Genomic DNA, 19,375 nt, shown 5'->3' with positions numbered 1-19,375 from the left:
GCGTGGACACTAGCGGTCCGGGCTGTCCGCGGGCGCCATCACGCGCAGTGCGTTGGGGTCCAGGCCGATCCGGATCGGGGTCTCGCCGTACAGCTCCCCGTCGACCTCGACGCGCGCCGGCGGATCGGTCTCCAGCCACAGCTGCCCGACGGCGAGGAACGGCTCGTCGCGCAGCGTGCGCCGGCGCCCGGTCGCCGCGTGGCGGGCCGTGTCGCGCAGCAACCCGCCGCGCGTCGGGCCGCCCACCGGGTACGCGACCAGCAGCCGGTCGTCGGCGTTCGCGTCGGCGGTGATGGGCCGGCCGGCGTGGAAGCCACCGTTGGCCACGTACAGCTGGTGGGTGACGAACTCGCGCTCCCTCCCCTCGGCCCGCACGGTGGCGCGCAGCGGCCGGTGCCGGGTCAGCAGCGCCAGGGCGGTGGCCGGGTACGCGAGCCGGCCGGCGGCCCGTTTGAGCCGCGGCGGCGCCGTGCGCATGATGTCGGCGGACAGGCCGATGCCGACGTGGTTGGTGAACCGCCGGTTGCCCACCAGCCCGAGGTCGACGTCGATCACCTTGCCGTCGGCCAGAACGGCGATGGCGGCGGCCAGGTCGAGCGGGATGCCCAGCGTCCGGGCGAAGTTGTTGGTGGTGCCCAGCGGCAGCACGCCGAGCGCGATGTCGCGGTGGGCGAGCAGCCGCGCGGCGGTACCGATGGTGCCGTCGCCCCCGCCGGCGACCAGGAGGTCCGGCCCGAGGTCGGCGGCCGCGGCGAGGCGCTGTTCGAGCTCGCCGGGCCGGTCGACCGGGTCCGCGGCGAGCAGCGTGAAGCCGGCCGCGATCAGCCGCGACCGGGCACCCTCGTAGAGCCGGCGGCCCCGGCGGGAGTGGGCGTTGACCACCAGCGCCGCCCGCCGTTCCCGCCGGATGACCGCGCCCAGCTCCGGCTTGCTCCGCATAGCGCCCGACCCTATCGCCGAAAGCCGTACCGCTGACCGAAAGCGACCGCATAGATGGCCGATACGTGGAATGTTGTCCCTTGTCTCGACGGACTACCGTCAAATCCTGGCAGTTCGGAAAGGAGGGACGATGATTTCCTTCATCAGGCGCACCACCCAGCGCCGTCACCGTCGATCACGCACCACGCTCGGGGTGGCCATCCTGGTGGCCACCGGCACTCTGGCCATCCCCGCCGGTTCAGCGTCGGCTGACGTCCGCACCACGGCAGAGCTCAGGACGGCTCCGGCCGCCGTCCGCACCCTCGCCGCGACGACTCGGCCTGTGCTGCGGCAGGGCTCGCGCGGCACGGCGGTGACCACCCTTCAACGCCGGCTCGCCGCGCTGCACTACGACGTGGGCCCCATCGACGGGATCTTCGGGCCGTCGACCTACCACGGAGTCGTCGCCTTCCAGAAGGTGAACAACCTGGTCCGGGACGGGATCGTCGGGCCGATCACCTGGGGCGCCCTCGACCGACCGCTGATTCCGAAGCCGAAGTACTACCACTCGGGCTACTCCGTCGAGACGAATCTGGCGAAGCAGGTGGTGTACCTGGCGCGCGCGGGATCGGTCGTGCGCATCCTGGACGCCTCGAGCGGGAAGGCCAGCACCCCGACGCCCACCGGCAACTTCAAGATCCAGCGCCGCATCGACGGCTGGCGGCAGAGCTCACTCGGCCTGCTCTGGCGGCCGAACTACTTCTACTACGGCTACGCCGTGCACGGCGCCACCTCCGTGCCGACCTACCCGGCCAGCCACGGCTGCGTCCGGGTCACCGTACCGGCCATGAACCGGTTGTGGTCGATCATCGGCATCGGCACTCCGGTGCACATCTACCGCTGACGCCGGCAACGCGGCGGCCCCCGGGTTCACCCCGGGGGCCGCCGTCGGTTCCGCACCGATACCGGTCAGTGCGCGGCCACGGCCACCACGGCCGGCTCGACCTCGGGCAGCCGCGCGGGCCGGACGACCGCGAGCAGGACGGCCATCGCCGCCACCATGCCGCCGGCCACCACCACGGCCATCGCCACGCTGCCGGTGCCGAGCACGCCCACCAGCGGCGCGGCCAGCGCCCCGACCCCGAACTGCACCGCGCCGAGCAGGGCCGCGGCGGTGCCCGCCGCCTCCCCGTGCCGGGACAGCGCCAGGGCGGGCGCGTTCGGCAGGGCCAGCCCGGCCGCCGCGAGCACCACCCACAGCGTCGCCAGGATGCTGGCGAGGCCGCCGACGCCGGTGGTGGCGAAGGCGAGCAGGGCGAGTCCGGCGGCGGTGCCCACGCCCAGCGCGGTGACGAGGATCCGCTGCGGCGAGTACCGGCGCAGCAGCCGCACGTTCAGCTGGGTGGCGGCGATCAGGCCGATCGCGCCCGCGCCGAAGGCCGCCCCGAACTGCTGCTCGTCGAGCCCGTACTGCCCCTGGAAGACGAACGACGACCCGGCGACGTACGCGAAGAGCGCCGCCATGGCCAGCCCGGCGACCAGCACGAGACCGACGAACGTGCGGTCGCGCAGCAGCGACCCGTAGTCCCGGACGGTGGCGGCCACGCCACCGCGCCGCCGCCGCTCGGGTGGCAGGGTCTCGGCGAGCCCGAACGCCGCCACCGTGGCCAGCAGCACGCCGAAGATCGCGAGGGCCACGAACACCCCGCGCCAGTCCGACCAGCGGAGCAGCCCGCTGCCCAGGGTGGGGGCCAGGATCGGCGCCACCCCCATCACCAGCATCAGGCGCGAGAAGAGCTTGGCGAAGGCGGCGCCGCTGAACAGGTCGCGCACGACGGCCACCGCCACCACCGAGGTGGCGGCGGCGCCCAGCCCCTGGAGCACTCGCAGCGCGCCGACCGCCTCGATGCTCGGCGCGATCGCGCAGAGTACCGACGCCAGGATGTGCAACCCGGTGCCGGCGAGCAGCGGTACCCGCCGCCCGACCGCGTCGGACAGCGGGCCGATCAGCAACTGGCCGAGGGCGAGGCCGGCCAGGGTGCCGGTCAGGGTCAGCTGGACGGCCGCCGACGTCGTGTGCAGGTCGGCGGCGATGGACGGGAGCGCGGGCAGGTACATGTCGATGGTCAGCGGCCCGATCGCGATCAGCGAACCGAGCACGAGGACGAGTCGCAGCCGTTGCCGGCGGCTCATCAGGTCACCGGAGAGCGGGGGCAATGTGGGCGTCTCGGTCAGCTCGGCGGCGGCGGTCATGAGGCCTGGTCCGCCCGGACCCGGGCGAAGAAATGTGCAGCGGTCACACCTGGCACCAAATCCCTGGCGGGTGATCGCATTCCGCGGCCCGGTCGAAGGTGCCTCAGCTCACACCGCGGCGAACGCCGGAGCGCCCCGATCGTTAGACCGATGGCCGCCCCCGCCAGATCCCAGCATGGAGGACACGGTGCCGGACTATCCCAAGGCCATCGCCCCGGTGGACCACGTCGAACCGGTGCCCCGCCGGATCCGGGCCTTCCTCGCCGGCGAGCAGGTGCTGGACACCACGCGGGCGCGGTACGTGTGGGAATGGCCGTTCTACCCGCAGTACTACATCCCGATCGCCGACGTGAACCACGACCTCCTGGTCGACGAGCAGCGCTCCGACGAGTCACGGCGGGGCAACGCGCGGATGCACGGGCTGCGGGTGGGCGAGACCTCCCGCGATGGGTGCGCGCGCTGGTACGGAACCGACGCGCTGCCCGGGCTGACGGACACCGTCCGGTTCGAGTGGGCCGCCCTGGACGGCTGGTTCGAGGAGGACCAGGAGATCTTCGTGCACCCCCGCAACCCGTACGCCCGGGTGGACGCGCTGCGGTCCTCCCGCCGGGTCAGGGTGGAACTGGATGGAACGGTGCTGGCCGAATCGACGTCGCCCGTCCTGGTGTTCGAAACCGGTCTGCCGACCCGCTACTACCTCAACCGGACCGACGTGAACTTCCGCCACCTCGTACCGTCGGCGACGGCGACCGCCTGCGCGTACAAGGGCCGGACCAGCGACTACTGGTCGGTCCGCATCGACGGCACGGTCCACCCCGACCTGGCCTGGTCGTACGACTTCCCCACCGCGGCCCTCCTGCCGATCGCCGGCCTGGTCACCTTCTACAACGAGAAGGTCGACCTGATCGTCGACGGGGAGCGACTGAGCCGACCGAAAACGCACTTCTCCTGACTAAGTGACGTCTCGCAACTCGGGGTGGATGCCGTCTTGTCGCTGCCGGTCTCAGCCGGTGAGGGCGATGTTGGGGAGGTGGGCGATGCCGGCGGCGGTGGTTAGGGTGCGGCCGGCGCGGCAGTAGTCGCGCAGGTGTCGTTGCGGTTGCCCGGTTGCGGCTGGCCGCGCTCGATGCGCCGCGTCATCAGGTACGCGTACGGCGACTCGCCGTAGGCCAGCCGGAACTGGCGGCTGAGGTGCCGGCCGACATGTTCACGCCGCGGGCGAGCGCCTCGACGTCCAGCGGCTGCGCGTACTCCCGGTCGATCCGGTCGCGGACGCGGCGCAGCCGCGCAAGGTCGCTCAGGCGCTGCGCCGCGGCGCGTGCGCGCCCCCACGAGGGGTGACACATGAGAGAACTCCTTTCCTCATGTCCGCGAGCACCTGGGTCGCCTGCCGAGGTAGGCGGTGCTCGATGGGCGATGACCGGCTTGCCGGAGCCGACGAGCCGGTCTTCGCAGGTGGTCGCGACGCCGGCCATCATGGCCGAATCGATGACCGGACGGCTCAGCGAAGCTCCTGGATGCGGACCAGGTTGCCCGCGGGATCGCGGAAGGCGCAGTCGCGGATGCCGTACGGCTGTTCGGTCGGCTCCTGGACGACCTCGGCGTCTGCGGCCTGCACCTTCTCGAAAGTGCCGTCGAGGTCCCGGGTGGCCAACAGGATCCAGCCGTAGGTGCCCTTGGCCATCATCTCGGCGATGGTGCGGCGCTCGTCCTCGGTGATCCCAGGGTCGGCGGCTGGGGGCGCCAGGAGGATGGACGTGCCGGGCTGGCCGACGGGGCCGACCGTGATCCAGCGCATCTTGCCCTGTCCGACGTCGCTGCGGACCTCGAAGCCGAGGGTGTCGCGGTAGAAAGCCAGGGACGCGTCCGGGTCGTCATGCGGGAGGGAGCTCGTGTGAATGGTGAGGTCCATGACGATCAGGCTAGGCGCGGCGTCGTCACCCGCGCTTCTCGGTTCCTGACGGATAAGAGAAGTTATGCACCGACGTGAGGCAGCGGCTCTGGGACCGTGTCGGCGCTGCGTGGGAGGGGCGGGCGGGAGCGGCCAGACCGTGGTTGACTGCCCGGCATGGAGCTGGGCGTCGGCGAGCAGCAACTTCCCGCCATCCTGGACCTGCCAGCCGGGTCGGCGCGGGGCGGCCTCGCGGTGCTGCACGGCTCCCATGCCGACACCCGGTCGTACTTCCTCTACGAGCACCTGGCCCGGCTGCTGCCACCGGCTGGCATCGCGGTGCTGCGCTACGACCGACGCCCCCGGGTTGACGCTCGCGACGTGCCGCTGACTGCCCAGGCCAACGACGCGGCGGCGGCCCTCGACGTGCTGCGCCGGCAGGTCGGCGACGTCCCGGTCGGGCTGTGGGGTTTCAGCCAGGGGGCTTGGGCGGCGGCACTGACCGCCAGCCGGCACCGGGTCGACTTCCTCGTGCTCATCGGGTGCAGTGGGGTCAGCCCCGCCCGGCAGATGCGGTACGGCACCGCCGAGCAGCTGCGCCGCCACGGGTACGGCGACGCCGACCTCGCCGAGCTGGACCGGCTGCGTCGGGCCGCCGAGGCGTACCTGCGCGGCGACCTGCCTCGCTCGGTCGCCCAGGCGGAGCTGGACGCGGCCGTCGAGCGGCCCTGGTTCCCGCTGGTGTTCCTGCCGCGCGAGGTGTCCGAGCCGGGTGCCTGGGCCGACATGGACTTCGACCCGGAGCCGGTCTTCGCAGCGCTGTCCTGCCCGGTGCTGCTCTGCTATGGCGAGACCGACGCCTGGACGCCAATCGAGGAGAGCCTGGCGGTGTGGCGCCGGGCCGCCCGCGCCGCGGAGCTGACCGTCGTCCGGCTGACCGGCTGCGACCACGCGCCTACCCTGACCGAGGCCGAGGACCTGGCCGGCGTCAGCCCGCAGTACGAGCAGATCCTGCTCTCCTGGCTGGACGGGCGGCTTCCCGGCCCGAGAGATGACCCCGGACCGCCATGAACGACCCGAGCCGCCGGATGCCGGTGAGGGCATCCCTTACTGCGCTCGACGGAGCCGGTACCGCTCCAACCGGTCGGCACGGTAGCGGTCGAGGGTCAGGGCGGCGCCATCGAGCCGAGGACATCCGGAGTCGGTGCACTTCTCGCACAGGTTCCGCTCGTGGAACTCGATGCAATACGAGGCGAGGACGACGGCAAACGGGACTCGCGTCAGCAACTCCTCCCCCATCACTCGGCCCGACCCCGAGGGCGGTGCTGCTGCCCCAGGGTGAGTAGCCGGGCACGTTGGTACTCCACCGCCGGCTCCATTGCCCAGAAGTGCTGACCGCCGGTGCGGCGGGCCTGGACCTCCGAGGCGGCCTGCGGAGCGAGGGCTCCGGAACGGTTCGGGTAGGTGACGAGATGTCCCCGGTGGCGCTCTACATCCAGCTCGCAGACCTCCTCGCCAAGCAGATCGAGGACGGGAAGCTCAAGCCCCGCCAGCCGGTCCCGAGCGAGACCCATCTACAGCAGGAGTACGGCGTCAGTCGCGGGACGGTCCGGGCGGCTGTCCGCCTGCTTCGGGAGCGCGGCCTGGTCGTGACACTGCCGGCTCGCGGCTCTTACGTCGCCGAGCGGAAGCCGTAAGCCCCACCCATCCCGGACTACCGGCGAGAGCGGGCGATGCCGAAAACGCATGCCTAGCGGGATGAACGGCCGCTCTCAGAGCCTCGCAAGGGTGTGGTCGGCTCATGACTCCTCGGTGTCCGGCACCGGTGAGATCATTGCACCGGCCGACAGCAGTTTCTCCGCCAGCGCGCGACAGCGCCTCCCGAGCTCGGGAGGGTCGAGTACCTCGAAGTCGTGTCCCAGCAGGAGCACGTGCATGAGCACGAAGTCCAGGCTGCCGGCGCCACTGAGCACCTCGCAGCGCTCGCTCCCGCGCGGTCGTACGACGGCCGCCGACGCCGGAATCTGCGCGCGCACCGTGTCGGCCGACGCGTGCACGAGGAAGCGCGCCTGGTGCGGGTAGACCCGACTCGCCACACCCTGCTGCACGTAGGTCGTCGCGTCGGGCGCCGCCCGCGGGCGGAAGCGCCAGGTCCGTGCGGACACATCGGCCATCCGGTCGACGCGGAAGCTGCGCCAGTCGTCGCGATCGAGGTCGTAGGCGAGGAGGTACCAGCGCCGGTCGGAGGCGACCAGGCGGTAGGGCTCGACCCGCCGCCGTCGCACCTCGCTCCCGGACGGGTAGTCGAAGCCGGCCTCGACCTCGTCGCGGCAGGCTCTGGCCAGCGTCATGAGCACCTCGGGGTCGACCGGCGTACGGCCTCCACCGAAGGACTCCACCGAGCCGGCGAGCGCGCGCACCTCGTGCCGCAGCCGGGTGGGCAGCACCCGGTCGAGCTTGGTCAGCGCCCGAAGTGCGGCGTCGCCGGCGCTGGCGACCCCGCCACCCGCGCCGGCCAGCAGCGAGACCGCGGTGGCGATCGCCTCCTCGTCGTCGAGAAGCAGCGGCGGCAGGTTCTGCCCCGGGCCGAGCTGGTAGCCGCCGCCGACACCCTGGCTGGCCTGCACCGGGTAGCCGAGCGTGCGCAGCCGCTCGACATCACGCCGTACCGTGCGCGGCGTGACCCCGAGCCGGTCGGCGAGCTCGGGGCCGGTCCAGACCTGACGCTGCTGCAGCAGCCCGAGCAGGGTGAGCACCCGCTCCGTCGTACCCCGCACGTCACCGCCTGCCCCCTCCATGTCGCCCACCTTGCCAGAAATAGCGGACCGATCCTGTCCGCCAGGGGTGTCAGGCTGGCCCCATGGACGCAGACGAACTCGACTGGAACCGGACGCTGCGCGAGCAGTGGGAGTTCCACTGGAACCATCAGCTCCGAGCCCGGCTCGACGGCCTCACCGACGACGAGTACTTCTGGTCGCCGGTGCCGGACGCCTGGAGCGTCCGGCCGCGCGGCAGCTCGACGGCCCCCGTGCAGGTCGGTGCCGGGGACTTCACGATCGACTACGCCTTCCCCGAGCCGGTCCCCGCGCCCTTCACCACGATCGCCTGGCGACTCGGTCACGTCATCGTCGGCGTGCTCGCCGCGCGCAACGCGGCGCACTTCGGCGCGCCGGCGGCGTCGTACGAGACCTGGGAGTACGCCGGCAGCGCGGCCACCGCGCTTGACCAGCTCGGGGCCCAGCTCGACGTCTGGCTCGCCGGGGTGCGCGGCCTCGGCGAGGCCGGGCTCCGGGTCCCGGTCGGCGCGAAGGAGCCCTACCCCGAGGCGACCATGGCCGATCTGGTGCTACATATCCACCGCGAGCTGATCCACCATCTGTCCGAGGTCTGCCTGCTGCGCGACCTTCATCTGAACACGAGACCCGCTACGAACGGAGCAACCCGATGAGCCGCCACATCCAGGTCACCTTCGACGCCCACGACCCGCGGGCGCTGTCGTCCTTCTGGCGCGACCTACTGGGCTACGTCCACCCCGGCCCGCCCGGAGTCGACCTGCCCGAGGGCGCCGACCCGCTGGCCGCGTGGGACGACTTCCTCGCGCGGGTCGGCGTACCCGAGGAGCAGCGCAACACGAGATCGGCCATCGAGGACCCGGACGGGCACGGCCCACGGCTGTTCTTCCAGCAGGTGCCGGAGGACAAGGTCGCCAAGAACCGCATCCACCTCGACGTCCGTGCGGCTCCCGGACTGCAGGGAGAGGAGCGGATGGCGGCGCTGGAGGCCGAATGCGACCAACTCGTCGCGCGGGGAGCGACGCGGGTACGTCGTTACGAGCCCGCTCCCCCGATGAGCGCCGGCTTCATCGTGATGACCGACCCCGAGGGCAACGAGTTCTGTCTGGACTGACGCAGCCCAGCTGTGGTCGCGGCAGCCGCGGCCGGTCTTGCGGCCGAGGTAGCAAGCGGTGACGAGGTGCGCCAGCAGCGGGGCGGGTACGAAGCCGGCCCCGCGGAACTCCCGCGCCGCGGGCGGGGGTTTGGGTCAGGCGGTTCGGCCGCCGCCGGTGGGGCTAGGTGTCGATGCTCGGACCGTGCGGAGCAGGAAGCCGGGCAGAACGAGCTCCCGGCCGCCGGTCTCCGCGGCCACGTCGATCTCCTCGACCTCCGTGTCGACCCACTCCGGCTCGGCGAAGCCCGCCCGCAGCAAATCCTCGGTCACGCCCCAGCCCTGGCCCTCCTGCAGCGACACCGCCAGTACGAAGACGGTCGCGCCCGGCGCGGCGAGGCCCGGCAGTAGCGCGAGGTATTCGTCCACCTCGCCACCGCCGCGCCGGTGGAGGCTGTGCAGCAGGCCGGAGTCGAACACCGAGTCGAACGGCGCCGACGGCAACGACAGGTCGGTGGCATCCTGGACCTCGAAGTGCACCGTCAGGCCCTCGGCGGCGGCCTTGGCGCGGGCCATGTCGATCGCCACCCGCGAGATGTCGATCGCCGTCACCTCGTAGCCGCGACGGGCGAGGGCAATCGCGAGATCACCTGCTCCGCAGCCGACGTCGAGCACCTTCGGGCCCTTCACCCCGTCGTCGAGCACCTGCGCGAGTGCCGGCTGCGGACCGCCGATGTCCCAGGGCGGCCCGCCCGAGTCGGCAGTGTCGCGGTAGATCTCGTCGTAGTCGAAGTCGTAGTCGTTGTCATCGGGCTCGTCGCTGTCGACCTCGCCGTTGCGTGCGGTCACCGCAAACCCCCTGGACAACTGGCTCGCCGGCATGAGCGCGAACTCGACCACGGTCATACTGTCGGCACAACCTGTGTAGGAGGCGATCCTACGTCGCAGATGGTGAAGCAGCCTGCCGCCGTGGTCGGTCGGCTCGGCGCCTCCATGGCCGGGTGGGGTGTCGGCTTCGCGTCGCCGCCTGAAGGGCGGCAGCAAGCGCACCTGAAGCGAATCGTAAGTGGCCCCTGGCAGTGTTCCGGGTGTCACTGAGACGGACACGGAAACCCCGGAGGACACCATGCGCAGGATCATCAACTCGACCTACATCACCCTCGACGGCGTCATCGAGAACCCGGCGTGGACCAGCCCGTACTTCGACGAGGAGGCCATGGCCTTCGCCGGCGAGCAGACGGATGGGGCCGACGCGCTGCTGATGGGTCGCCGCACGTACGACGGCTTCGCCGCCGCCTGGCCGAAGATGGACGAGAGCGACCCGACCACCGGCGCGGCCTACTTCAACAACGTCAAGAAGTACGTCGCCTCGACCACTCTGAAGGACCCGGAGTGGAAGAACACCGAGGTGCTGCAGGGCGACCTGATCGAGGAGGTCACCAAGCTGAAGGCCCAGGACGGCAAGGACATCCTGATGTACGGCTACGGCGTGGTCACCCACGCCCTGGTCAAGGCGGGGCTGGTGGACGAGGTCCGGTTCTGGATCCACCCGGTGCTCCAGGGCGGCCCCTCGGTCAGCTCGCCGCTGAGCGACGCGCAGGCGACGCTCGCCCTGGCCGACACCAGGGTCATGAAGAGCGGCGTGATCATCGCCTCCTACCGGCCGGTCAACCGGTAGCGACGAACGACTGGACCAGGGCCCGGGCCTCGCCCGGGCCCAGGTCGTGCCCGGCCCGGTACGCGGTCGCGTACCCGTCCGCGCCGAGCGCCGCACCGAGCCGCGCGGTGACCCGGTCGACCTCGTCCCGCTCCGCTGGCGCGGCCGGCACCCCCGACTGGGCCCGCGCGGCCGCCGCGGCCCCGAGGATCCGCGCCGCCACCTCCGGCTCCGGCACCGCGGAGGCCAGCCCTTCCAGCGCGCCGGCCGCGTCGCGCGGGGCGCCGATCGCGACGGCGACGTCGAACGCGCGGGCGTGCAGCGCGAGCGCCCGCGCCGGGTCGGGGTCCGCGACGGCGTACCCCAGCTCGGTGAGGACCATCGGCAGGAACAGGGCGTCGTCGCCGCCCGCCTCGACCAGGTGCTCCAGATGGGTGACGGCGACGTCCAGCTTGCCGTCGCGGCGCGCCGCGATGCCGAGGCTCAGCTGGGCGAAGACCTCGGCGCCGGGCGAGTCCTGCTCGACGGCCAGCCGATGGGCGCGTTCGGCCAGCTCCCACGCCTCCTGGTAGTCGCGGGTCTGCACCGCGATCCAGGCCAGCCAGGACAGTTTGCTTCCGACCTCCGGCCACAGCGCCAGCTCCTCGGCCCACCGCAGGCCCTCCCGGTGCATCGCGGCGGCCCGCTCGTACTCGCCGGTCAGCTCCGCCAGGCCGCCCACCCAGTCGGTGGCCTGCAACCGGCCCCACGCGTCGCCCAGCTCGGCGAAGATCGCCGCGGCGCGCTCGCCCTCGCGTTCCAGCGCGGCGAGGTCGCTCGCGGCGTGGGCGAGCTTGGCGGCCGTCACGCACCCGGCCGCCTCGACCCACGGGTCGTGGCCGGCGCTGCGCGCCCGGCCGAGCAGCTCGGATGCCGCGGACAGCTCGCTGCGTTCGACGAGGGCGGCCGCCACGAACCAGGTGGCCCGGCCGTCGGCGTACCCCGCCAGGGCCGCCTCGATCTCGGCGGGTGGGACGGCGTCGCCCTGGAGCAGCGCGAAGCCGACCCGCCACACCGCGGCGGCGGCCCGCGCGGCAGCGTCGCCGTCGAGCGTCAGCGCGCGGCGCGCCTCGGTGAGGCGGCCGCGCAGGAACCAGTACCAGGTCAGGGCGGTGGCGAGCCGCAGCCCGCCGCCGTGCGCGAGCGCGGCCCGCAGGTTGGCGGCCTCGGCGTCGAGCCGGGCCAGCCACTCCCGCTGGCCGGGGCCGCGCAGCAACGGGTCGGCCCGCTCGGCCAGCCGGGTGTAGTACGCCGCGTGTCGGGCCCGGACCGCGTCGGCGTCGGCGAGCCGTTCCAGGCAGAACGCCGCGACCGACTCCAGCAGCCGGTAGCGCGGCGCGGCGCCGGACTCGTCCAATACGACGAGCGACCGGTCGATCAGCCGGGCCAGCACGTCGACGTCGGCGCCGCAGACCGCCTCGGCCGCCTCCAGCGTGCAGCCGTCGCTGTGTACGGCGAGCCGCGCGAGCACCGCTCGCTCCTCGTCGGCGAGCAGGTCCCAGCTCCAGCCGATCACCGCGGTGAGCGTGCGCTGCCGGGCCGGCATGTCCCGCTGCGTGGTGCTGAGCAGCCTGAACCGGTCGTCCAGCCGCTCCACCACGCCCTCGACCCCGAGCGCGCGCACCCGCGTCGCGGCCAGCTCCAACGCCAGCGGCAGCCCGTCGAGGCGGCGGCACAGCTGCGCGACCGCAGGGCCGGTCCGCTCGTCGAGCCGGAAGCCGCGCTGCTGCGCGGCGGCCCGGGCCGCGAAGAGCCGGGCGGCGGCCGACCGCCGGACCGCGTCGAGGTCCCGCCCGTCGGCGGGTACGGGCAGCGGCGGCACCTCCCACAGCAGCTCGCCGGCGAGCCCGAGCGGTTCCCGGCTGGTCGCCAGCACGGTGACGCCGGCGGCCTCGCGCAGCAGGCGGGCAACCAGCGCGGCGGCCGGCTCGATCACGTGCTCGCAGTTGTCGAGGACGAGCAGCGCCCGCCGGTGCCGCAGGGTGGCGACGAGCCGGTGGTCGGGGGTGGCCCCGGAGCCGGCCGTCTCCCGCGCGTCGAGGGCGGCCAGGACCAGCTCGGCGACGGCGGTATCGCCGGGCCGTAGCGCGGTCAGCTCGACGAGGTGCACGCCGTCCGGGAACGATTGCTCGCGGGCGGCCTCGGTGGCGAGCCGGGTCTTGCCGACGCCACCCGGGCCGATCAGCGTGACGAGCCGCCGCTGGGGCACCATCGCGCGCAGCTCGGTGAGGGCCTCGGCCCGGCCGACCAGCTCGTCGAGCCGGGCCGGCAGGCTGTTGCGGATCAGCGCGGCCTTGGGCGGGACGCGGAGCCCGGTGTCCTGCTCGAGGATCTGCCGGTGCAGGGCGACCAGCTCCGGTCCGGGGTCGAGGCCCAGCTCGTCGGCGAGGCGCTGCCGCAGGTCGGTGTAGCTGTCCAGGGCCTCGGACTGGCGGCCGGCCCCGTACAGGGCACGCATGTGCAGTACGCGCAGGCCCTCTCGCAGTGGCTGCTTCGCCACCAGTTCGGCCAGGTCGGCGGCGACGAGCGCGTGCTCGCCCCGGGCGAGCCGGGCATCGGCCAGCTTCTCCAGCACGACCAGCCGAGCTTCGGCGAGGCGGGCGGCTTCGGCGCGGACCCACTCCTCGTCGGCGACGTCCGCGTACGGCTCGCCACGCCACAGCCGCAGCGCCTCGGCCAGGCTGGCCGCGTCGTCCGTGGCGGCGAGTGCGGTGAACCGGTCCGCGTCGACGGCGTCCGTGCGCAGTACGTACCCGGGCGGCCGCGACTCGACGAGGTCCCGCGCCCCCGGCTCGGCGTCGTTGAGCGCCTTGCGCAGCTGCGAGACGCGCACCTGGAGCGCACCGGCCGCGTTGCCGGGCCGGTCGTCGCCCCACAGGTCGTCGATCAGCCGGTCCGCGGAGACGACGTGGTTGCGGTGGGCGACCAGGTCGGCGAGGAGCGCGCGGACCTTGGCGCCCGGGATGGTGACGGGCTCGCCGGTGTCGGTGGTGACGGCGAGCGGCCCGAGGACGCCGAAACGCATGCGGGTCACCCTACAAGCGGTAAGCGCATCGGAAGGGGACCGTAAGAGCCGCCGCGCATGGTGACCGCATGACTTACGCACCCGTCAACGGACTGTCCCTGTACTACGAGTCGCACGGCCCCGGCGTCGGCCGCCCGGTCGTGCTGATCCACGGCGCCCTCTCCGGCATCGGCACGTCGTTCGGCACGATCCTGCCGCTGCTGGCGAAGACCCGCCGCGTCATCGCGGTCGAACTGCAGGCCCACGGCCACACCCCGGACGTGGACCGGCCGCTCACGGTGGAGAATTTCGCCGCGGACGTCGTCGCCCTGCTGGACCACCTGGGCATCGAGACCGCGGACGTGTTGGGCTGGAGCATGGGCGCCATGGTGGCGCTGCGTCTCGGCACCGACCACGCGCCGCGGGTCGGCCGGCTCGTGCTGGCGTCGGTGAGCTTCCACCACGGGGGCGTGTACCCGGGGCTGCTCGACGGCATCCAGGATCTGCAGCCCGAGCACCTGCACGGCTCCGAGTTCCACGAGGAGTACCTGCGCACCGCGCCGGACCCGGCCGGCTGGCCCAACCTGGTCACCAAGGTGAAGCGCCTGGATGGCGACCTGCCGCAGTGGCCGGCGTCGGCGATCCGGGACCTCGCATCCCCAGCCATGATCGTGCTGGCCGACTCCGACCTGATCCGGCCGGAGCACGCGGTGGAGATGTTCCGGCTGCTCGGCGGTGGGGTGGCCGGCGATCTGACCGGGCTGCCGCGGTGCCAGCTGGCGATCCTGCCCGGCACGACCCACACGACGATCCCGCAGCGGGCGGAGTGGCTGGTCCCGATGGTCGATGAGTTCCTCGACGCTGACGGTCCCGGTCCGGCCCCTTCGCCGGCCGCTGCGCAGGCGGCGGCCGCGGCGCCGGAAAGCGCCGCGGCCGTCGACCGTACCGTCGCTGATCAGCCCGTCGGTAGGACGGCCTGACCCTTGCGGTAGTTCCTGCTGCCGCCGTCGGCGGTGTAGTTGTTCTCGACGTTGCCCGCCGAGTCCACCGAGAACCAGTGGATCTCCGTGCCCACCGGGAGGGTCAGCGTCTCCCCGCCCTCACGGATGCCCGCCGAGCCGTAGAGCATCGACGAGTACGTGGGTGCGCTGCCGTCGACGGTGTAGAAGACCGCCGCCGGCTCGGTGACGCCGAAGGTCACGTTCACCATCCCCGGCGTCGAGCTCGGGGTGACCGAGAGGGTGCTCTCCGGCCGGGTGTGGTCCTGGTCGAAGTCCCGCGCCACCCGCATGAGCTCCACCAGGCCGTTGGCGAACTCCATCGTCTCGGCGTGCGCCTCGTCCCACTCCGGCTGGAACTCGGTACCGACCTCGAAGTTCCAGGCGTAGATGCCGTACTTGTACCAGAGCATGTCGCCGGAGTTGCCCGCCGCCGAGTAGAGCACGTCGGAGATCGGGCCCGTCCGCGCCGGGGTGACTGCCATGTTCCGGTGTCGCTTGATCGCGGTCAGGATCCGCGACGAGGCGCCCCAGAACGCCGACTCCTGGGCGAGTGTCGGGCGCGGCGCCGAGATCCGGTCGGGCAGGGCGTACGCGCCGGGTGACCACATGAAGTAGTTGCCCGACGAGTGCAGGTTCATGGAGAACGCGATGTTCGGCCGGGCAGCCAGCCAGTCGAGGTTCCGGTTCTCCGGTTCGGACAGTTCGCTCGGCCCGGCGTACGTGCCGCTGGTGCAGCTCGCGGACGCGCCGGAGTAGCCGTCGAAGAGGCTGTACTCGGTGTAGTTGCGGTTGTTGTCCACGCCCCACGAGTTGCGGCCGAGGTAGTCGGCGGCTCCGGTGAGCGGGCAGTGGTTGGTCATGTTCTTGCGCTGGGAGTTGAAGTCGTAGAAGGAGTAGTGGCCACCGTCGGGGTTGACCGACGGCGCGATCCAGATGTCGAGGTTGTTCAGCAGCTGCTTGGTCTGCCCGTCGTGCGCGTAGTTGCGCAGCAGCCGCTCGGCGGTCTCGACGGCGACCAGCGGCGGCACCCATTCCCGGGCGTGTTCCTGCGCGTAGGCGAGCACGCCCGGCTTCGACCCGTCGCGCTGCTTGCCGATTCGGATGGCGTACACCGGCTGCGGATCACGGGAGACGCTGGCCGGCGCGCTGAGCCCGTCGCTGAGTGACGTCCGCGGTGCCGGCGCGACCACGCCGGTGCCCGCGCTGCCCCGATAGGTGTACGCCCGGACCAGCGACCCGGCGGTGGCGTTGAGGGCCGCGACGACCTGGGCTGCCGTGCTGGTCACCGCGCCGGCGGCGTCGGTGGCCAGGTTCACCCGGATGGCCTTGCCGGCCACGGTCACCGACAACGCGGCGTTGGCGGCGCCGGGGTTGGCCAGCTCGACCGAGATGTCGTTGCCGCCCTGGTGCCCCCACGCCAGGGAGTCGACCGCGACGCGGCTGGCGTTGGCGGTGCCGAACACCGCCTGCGCGTGGCGCCGGTAGCCGTTGGTCCGGTACGGCAGTTCCACGATCTCGGCCAGGTCCGGGAACGCGGCGGCGAGCTGATGGATCCGCCCGTACAGCTCGGTGGGCGTCAGGTAGCTGGTCACGAAGTCCTTCTGGTACCCCGGGCCCTCCGGGTTGGTGTCCGGAATGGGCAGCCACTCCTGCACCTTGGCCACGGCGACGTCGCCGGTGGGGCTGGTGATCCGGACGTAGTCGGGGCGGCTGGTCACCAGCGAGGCGCCGCGGTGGTAGAGGTAGACGCCGGCGTCGACGAAGCGGGAGATGGCCTGCGTCCCGCCGGAGCCGATCTCGGTGCCCGGGCCGCTGTCTCGCTCGACGACGAGGGTGTTGGTGGCCGTCTGGCCCTGCGCCCACTTCGCCTCCACGGACAGGACCTGGCTGGTCCCCGAGGTGTAGTAGTCGGCGCGGATGATCTTGATGTCGGAGACGTCCGCGGCCGTTGCCGCCGTGGAGAACGCCCGGTTCTCCGCGATGTGCTCCGCGATGGTCGCCTCCCGTTCGGCGACGCGGGCCCGCGCGTCGCCGGGGCGGTGCACGACCTTGCCGAGGGTGAACCCGGCGGCGATCAGTGCCGCGGCCTCGTTGGGTGTGATCACGGCGTGCGCCACCACGCCGTTCTCCGTCCGTGCGACGTCGTGGTCGAGGTCGACGCCGGTGGCGACGAGTGCGTCGAGCTGGGCGGTGTCGGCGAGCAGCACCTCGACGACGCTTGCCTCCTCGTCGGCGACCCGGCCGAGGTCGGCAGCGGGTGGGGCCGCCTGCGGCACGATCGCCGCGGCCGGGCTGACCAGCAGCACGACGGCCGCGGCGGCGGCCAGCGCGGCCGGGACGGGAAGGCGGCGTCGCCACCGTGGACCTAGGGGATCATGCATTGTCATGTCCGCCCTTCTCGGTTTGCTCGGCATGGATGGCCGGTTGACGTGCCGAGGGTCCCGCCCGGGGTGCGCGGTTCCGCTCTGGTTGGTCGCGCGTGGTCGCTGCGGGGTCGGCAGCGCCCACGACACGGGGAGGGGGAAGGTGGTGGTGTCCGGCTGCGGCGGACCGAGGCTGCCCGCATCGCCGACCTGCGGACAGCGGGTGCCGATCTGGTGAGCGAGAGGCTGTTCCGGTGACGGTCAGTGGACTGACCCAATCCTCAGCGTGCCGAAAGTGATCTGTCAATCCCCTTGGTGGGCCAGCCGGTTACCGTGTTCGGGAATCCGAACCAGGTGGCGAGCACGTCGAGGAGGATCGTCCACGTGACGAGTCACAACCCTCACCGGGGATGGTCCGGCCGGACCGCCTGGGTCGGCCGGTTCAACACCCCGCTGCGCTCGTTCCTGCACACCGAGACCGGCAGCGCACGGGTGGTGCTGGTCGCCGCGGTGGTCGCGCTCGTCTGGGCCAACCTCCACCTGAGGTCGTACGAGTCGCTCTGGAGCACCTCCTTCTCCGTCCAGCTCGGCGGCTGGCGCGTGGCACACGACCTGCGTACCTGGGTCAACAGCGGCCTCATGACGTTCTTCTTCCTGGTCGCCGGGCTGGAGCTGCGCCGCGACTTCGACATCGGGGAGCTGCGGGAGCGGCGTCGGCTGACGTTGCCGATGCTGGCCGGACTCGGCGGCGTACTCCTGCCGATCGCGATCTACCTCGCGTTCAACGCCGGGCGCACCACCGCCGCGGGCTGGGGCGCGGTGATGGCCACGGACACCGCGCTCGCGCTCGGCGCACTGGCCGTCTTCGGGCCGCGCTTCTCGGATCGGTTGCGGGGTTTCCTGCTGACGGTCTCCGTCATCGACGACGTGGTCGCGATCGCGGTGCTGGCGATCGCCTACCCGGAACATCCGTCGCCGACGGCGCTGCTTGCCGCGGCTGGAATCTTCGGCGTCGTCCTGCTCATCCGGGCGTGGGGCGTGCGGTACGGGCCGGTCTACGCGCTGTTGGGGTTGGCGGCCTGGCTCGCGGTCTCGGAGTCCGGTGTCGACCCGGTCGCGGTGGGCCTGGTGATGGGTCTGCTCACCTACGCCTATGCCCCCGGCCGCACCGAACTGCAGCGGGCGAGCGACCTTTTCCGCCTCTTCCGGGAACAGCCCACCCCGCAGCTGGCCCGTTCGGCCCGGGCCGGGCTCGCCTCGGCGCTGTCACCGAACGAGCGGTTGCAGCTCCTCTACCACCCGTGGGCCAGCTACGTGATCGTGCCGCTCTTCGCGCTGGCGAACGTCGGGATCGTGATCGACGGCGAGCTCCTGGCCAGGGCCGTCACCTCCCCGGTCACGCTTGGCATCGTGGTGGGGTACGTGGTCGGCAAGCCGGCCGGGATCGTGGCCACCTCGTGGCTGGTAACCCGGCTCAGCCGCAACCGGTTCCGGCCGCCGGTCGGTTGGGTCGCCGTCGCCGGGGTGGGCACGATCTCCGGCATCGGGTTCACCGTCGCCCTCCTGATCGCCACCCACGCGCTGAGCGGCCCGACCCTGGAGGAGGCGAAGCTCGGCATCCTCGTCGCGACGGTTGGTTCGTCCGTCGTCACCTGGCTGGTGTTCCGCTCCGCCGCCCGGCTCCCATCGGCGCGGCGGGCCCGCGCGATGCTGGGCGCCGCCGAGGGGATCGTCGACCTGATGGTTCCGGTCGATCCGGAGCGCGACCACGTGCGCGGACCGCGCGAAGCGCCGGTGACGGTCGTGGAGTACGGCGACTTCGAATGCCCCTACTGCGGGCAGGCCGAGCCGGTGGTCCGGGAACTGCTGACCGACTTCGCGAACATCCGGTACGTCTGGCGGCACCTGCCGCTCACCGACGTCCACCCGCATGCCCAACTCGCCGCCGAGGCCGCCGAGGCGGCGGGCGAGCAGAACGCGTTCTGGGAGATGCACGACCTGCTTCTCGCGCACCAGGACGCCCTCAAGCCCACCGATGTGCTCGGCTACGCCGAACAGCTCGGTCTGGACCTCGACCGGTTCCGGGAGCACCTCGCCCAGCTCAAGGGCGCCGACCGGATCGCCGAGGACATCGACTCCGCCGACCTCAGCGGCGTCACCGGAACCCCGACCTTCTTCATCAACGGCCGGCGCCACCACGGCGCGTACGACATCGCCGCGCTCTCGGCCGCGGTGAAGGCGGCGTTCGCCAGCGCGAAGCTGCGCCCCGCATACCGTCGGGATCCCGGGCGCCGCCGCGAGGGCGGACCGGAGAGCTGAACGCCGAGCAGCCGGCCCCTACCGTGCGGCAGGTGCTTGGCTCAC

At 72.4% G+C, this 19,375-nt stretch carries 16 protein-coding genes and 1 pseudogene; 9 read left to right on the top strand and 8 right to left on the bottom strand.

Annotated elements, in window-relative coordinates:
• Positions 1-9 precede the first annotated feature (9 nt).
• On the bottom strand, positions 10-939 hold the full coding sequence (locus I8N68_RS14395) for a diacylglycerol/lipid kinase family protein (protein ID WP_200210459.1): 930 nt from the start codon (positions 937-939) through the stop codon (positions 10-12).
• Positions 940-1,069: 130 nt separating this feature from the next.
• On the opposite strand from I8N68_RS14395, the gene I8N68_RS14390 reads away from it, so the two are divergent.
• Complete coding sequence (locus I8N68_RS14390; protein WP_200210458.1) at positions 1,070-1,822, top strand: L,D-transpeptidase family protein; 753 nt, start codon at positions 1,070-1,072, stop codon at positions 1,820-1,822.
• 65 nt (positions 1,823-1,887) lie between these two features.
• Here I8N68_RS14390 and I8N68_RS14385 read toward each other — a convergent pair whose 3' ends face one another.
• Complete coding sequence (locus I8N68_RS14385; RefSeq protein WP_234039665.1) at positions 1,888-3,171, bottom strand: multidrug effflux MFS transporter; 1,284 nt, start codon at positions 3,169-3,171, stop codon at positions 1,888-1,890.
• Positions 3,172-3,346: 175 nt separating this feature from the next.
• Here I8N68_RS14385 and I8N68_RS14380 point away from each other — a divergent pair, with 175 nt between their 5' ends.
• Positions 3,347-4,123, top strand: coding sequence for a DUF427 domain-containing protein (locus tag I8N68_RS14380; RefSeq protein ID WP_234039664.1), 777 nt, complete (start codon positions 3,347-3,349; stop codon positions 4,121-4,123).
• Positions 4,124-4,290: 167 nt separating this feature from the next.
• Here the strand turns inward: I8N68_RS14380 and I8N68_RS14375 are convergent.
• Together I8N68_RS14375 and I8N68_RS14370 are read right to left on the bottom strand one after the other, a co-directional pair.
• A pseudogene (locus I8N68_RS14375) lies at positions 4,291-4,517 on the bottom strand (AraC family transcriptional regulator); the annotation flags it as partial.
• 155 nt (positions 4,518-4,672) lie between these two features.
• Positions 4,673-5,083, bottom strand: coding sequence for a VOC family protein (locus I8N68_RS14370; RefSeq protein WP_200210457.1), 411 nt, complete (start codon positions 5,081-5,083; stop codon positions 4,673-4,675).
• Between the two features lie 156 nt (positions 5,084-5,239).
• On the opposite strand from I8N68_RS14370, the gene I8N68_RS14365 reads away from it, so the two are divergent.
• Both I8N68_RS14365 and I8N68_RS14360 read left to right on the top strand, forming a co-directional pair.
• Positions 5,240-6,133 carry an alpha/beta hydrolase family protein gene (locus tag I8N68_RS14365; protein ID WP_200210456.1) on the top strand — a complete coding sequence of 298 codons (894 nt, stop codon included), beginning with the start codon at positions 5,240-5,242 and terminating at the stop codon, positions 6,131-6,133.
• Positions 6,134-6,534: 401 nt separating this feature from the next.
• On the top strand, positions 6,535-6,759 hold the full coding sequence (locus I8N68_RS14360) for a GntR family transcriptional regulator (RefSeq protein WP_200210455.1): 225 nt from the start codon (positions 6,535-6,537) through the stop codon (positions 6,757-6,759).
• Positions 6,760-6,861: 102 nt separating this feature from the next.
• Here I8N68_RS14360 and I8N68_RS14355 read toward each other — a convergent pair whose 3' ends face one another.
• Positions 6,862-7,860, bottom strand: a complete 999-nt coding sequence (locus I8N68_RS14355; RefSeq protein WP_200210454.1) for a helix-turn-helix transcriptional regulator — start codon at positions 7,858-7,860, stop codon at positions 6,862-6,864.
• Between the two features lie 62 nt (positions 7,861-7,922).
• On the opposite strand from I8N68_RS14355, the gene I8N68_RS14350 reads away from it, so the two are divergent.
• The gene (locus I8N68_RS14350; protein ID WP_200210453.1) at positions 7,923-8,510 is read left to right on the top strand and encodes a DinB family protein; all 588 of its coding nucleotides are present in this window, start codon (positions 7,923-7,925) and stop codon (positions 8,508-8,510) included.
• Entirely contained in the window at positions 8,507-8,968 is a 462-nt protein-coding gene (locus I8N68_RS14345) for a VOC family protein (RefSeq protein ID WP_200210452.1), read from the top strand. The genes I8N68_RS14350 and I8N68_RS14345 overlap by 4 nt, the downstream gene beginning before the upstream one ends.
• A 135-nt stretch (positions 8,969-9,103) precedes the next feature.
• Here I8N68_RS14345 and I8N68_RS14340 read toward each other — a convergent pair whose 3' ends face one another.
• Entirely contained in the window at positions 9,104-10,087 is a 984-nt protein-coding gene (locus tag I8N68_RS14340) for a class I SAM-dependent methyltransferase (RefSeq protein ID WP_234039663.1), read from the bottom strand.
• On the opposite strand from I8N68_RS14340, the gene I8N68_RS14335 reads away from it, so the two are divergent.
• Complete coding sequence (locus I8N68_RS14335) at positions 10,074-10,625, top strand: dihydrofolate reductase family protein (RefSeq protein WP_200210451.1); 552 nt, start codon at positions 10,074-10,076, stop codon at positions 10,623-10,625. The genes I8N68_RS14340 and I8N68_RS14335 overlap by 14 nt on opposite strands.
• Here I8N68_RS14335 and I8N68_RS14330 read toward each other — a convergent pair.
• Positions 10,615-13,668: an AfsR/SARP family transcriptional regulator gene (locus I8N68_RS14330; protein ID WP_200210450.1), complete on the bottom strand. Its 3,054-nt coding sequence runs from the start codon at positions 13,666-13,668 to the stop codon at positions 10,615-10,617. The genes I8N68_RS14335 and I8N68_RS14330 overlap by 11 nt on opposite strands.
• 68 nt (positions 13,669-13,736) lie before the next feature.
• Between I8N68_RS14330 and I8N68_RS14325 the strand changes: the two genes are divergently transcribed.
• Complete coding sequence (locus I8N68_RS14325) at positions 13,737-14,627, top strand: alpha/beta fold hydrolase (protein WP_234039662.1); 891 nt, start codon at positions 13,737-13,739, stop codon at positions 14,625-14,627.
• Here I8N68_RS14325 and I8N68_RS14320 read toward each other — a convergent pair.
• The gene (locus I8N68_RS14320; protein ID WP_200210449.1) at positions 14,603-17,029 is read right to left on the bottom strand and encodes a M14 family metallopeptidase; all 2,427 of its coding nucleotides are present in this window, start codon (positions 17,027-17,029) and stop codon (positions 14,603-14,605) included. The two genes, I8N68_RS14325 and I8N68_RS14320, sit on opposite strands and share 25 nt — an antisense overlap.
• A 366-nt stretch (positions 17,030-17,395) precedes the next feature.
• Between I8N68_RS14320 and I8N68_RS14315 the strand changes: the two genes are divergently transcribed.
• Positions 17,396-19,330 carry a Na+/H+ antiporter NhaA gene (locus I8N68_RS14315; protein ID WP_200210448.1) on the top strand — a complete coding sequence of 645 codons (1,935 nt, stop codon included), beginning with the start codon at positions 17,396-17,398 and terminating at the stop codon, positions 19,328-19,330.
• The last annotated feature ends 45 nt before the right edge of the window (positions 19,331-19,375 follow it).

The sequence above is a fragment of the Micromonospora coerulea genome (assembly GCF_016598485.1).
GTDB lineage: Bacteria > Actinomycetota > Actinomycetes > Mycobacteriales > Micromonosporaceae > Micromonospora > Micromonospora coerulea.
The sequence above is the reverse complement of the archived record's forward strand: the minus strand, read 5'-3'. Positions and strand labels throughout refer to the sequence as shown.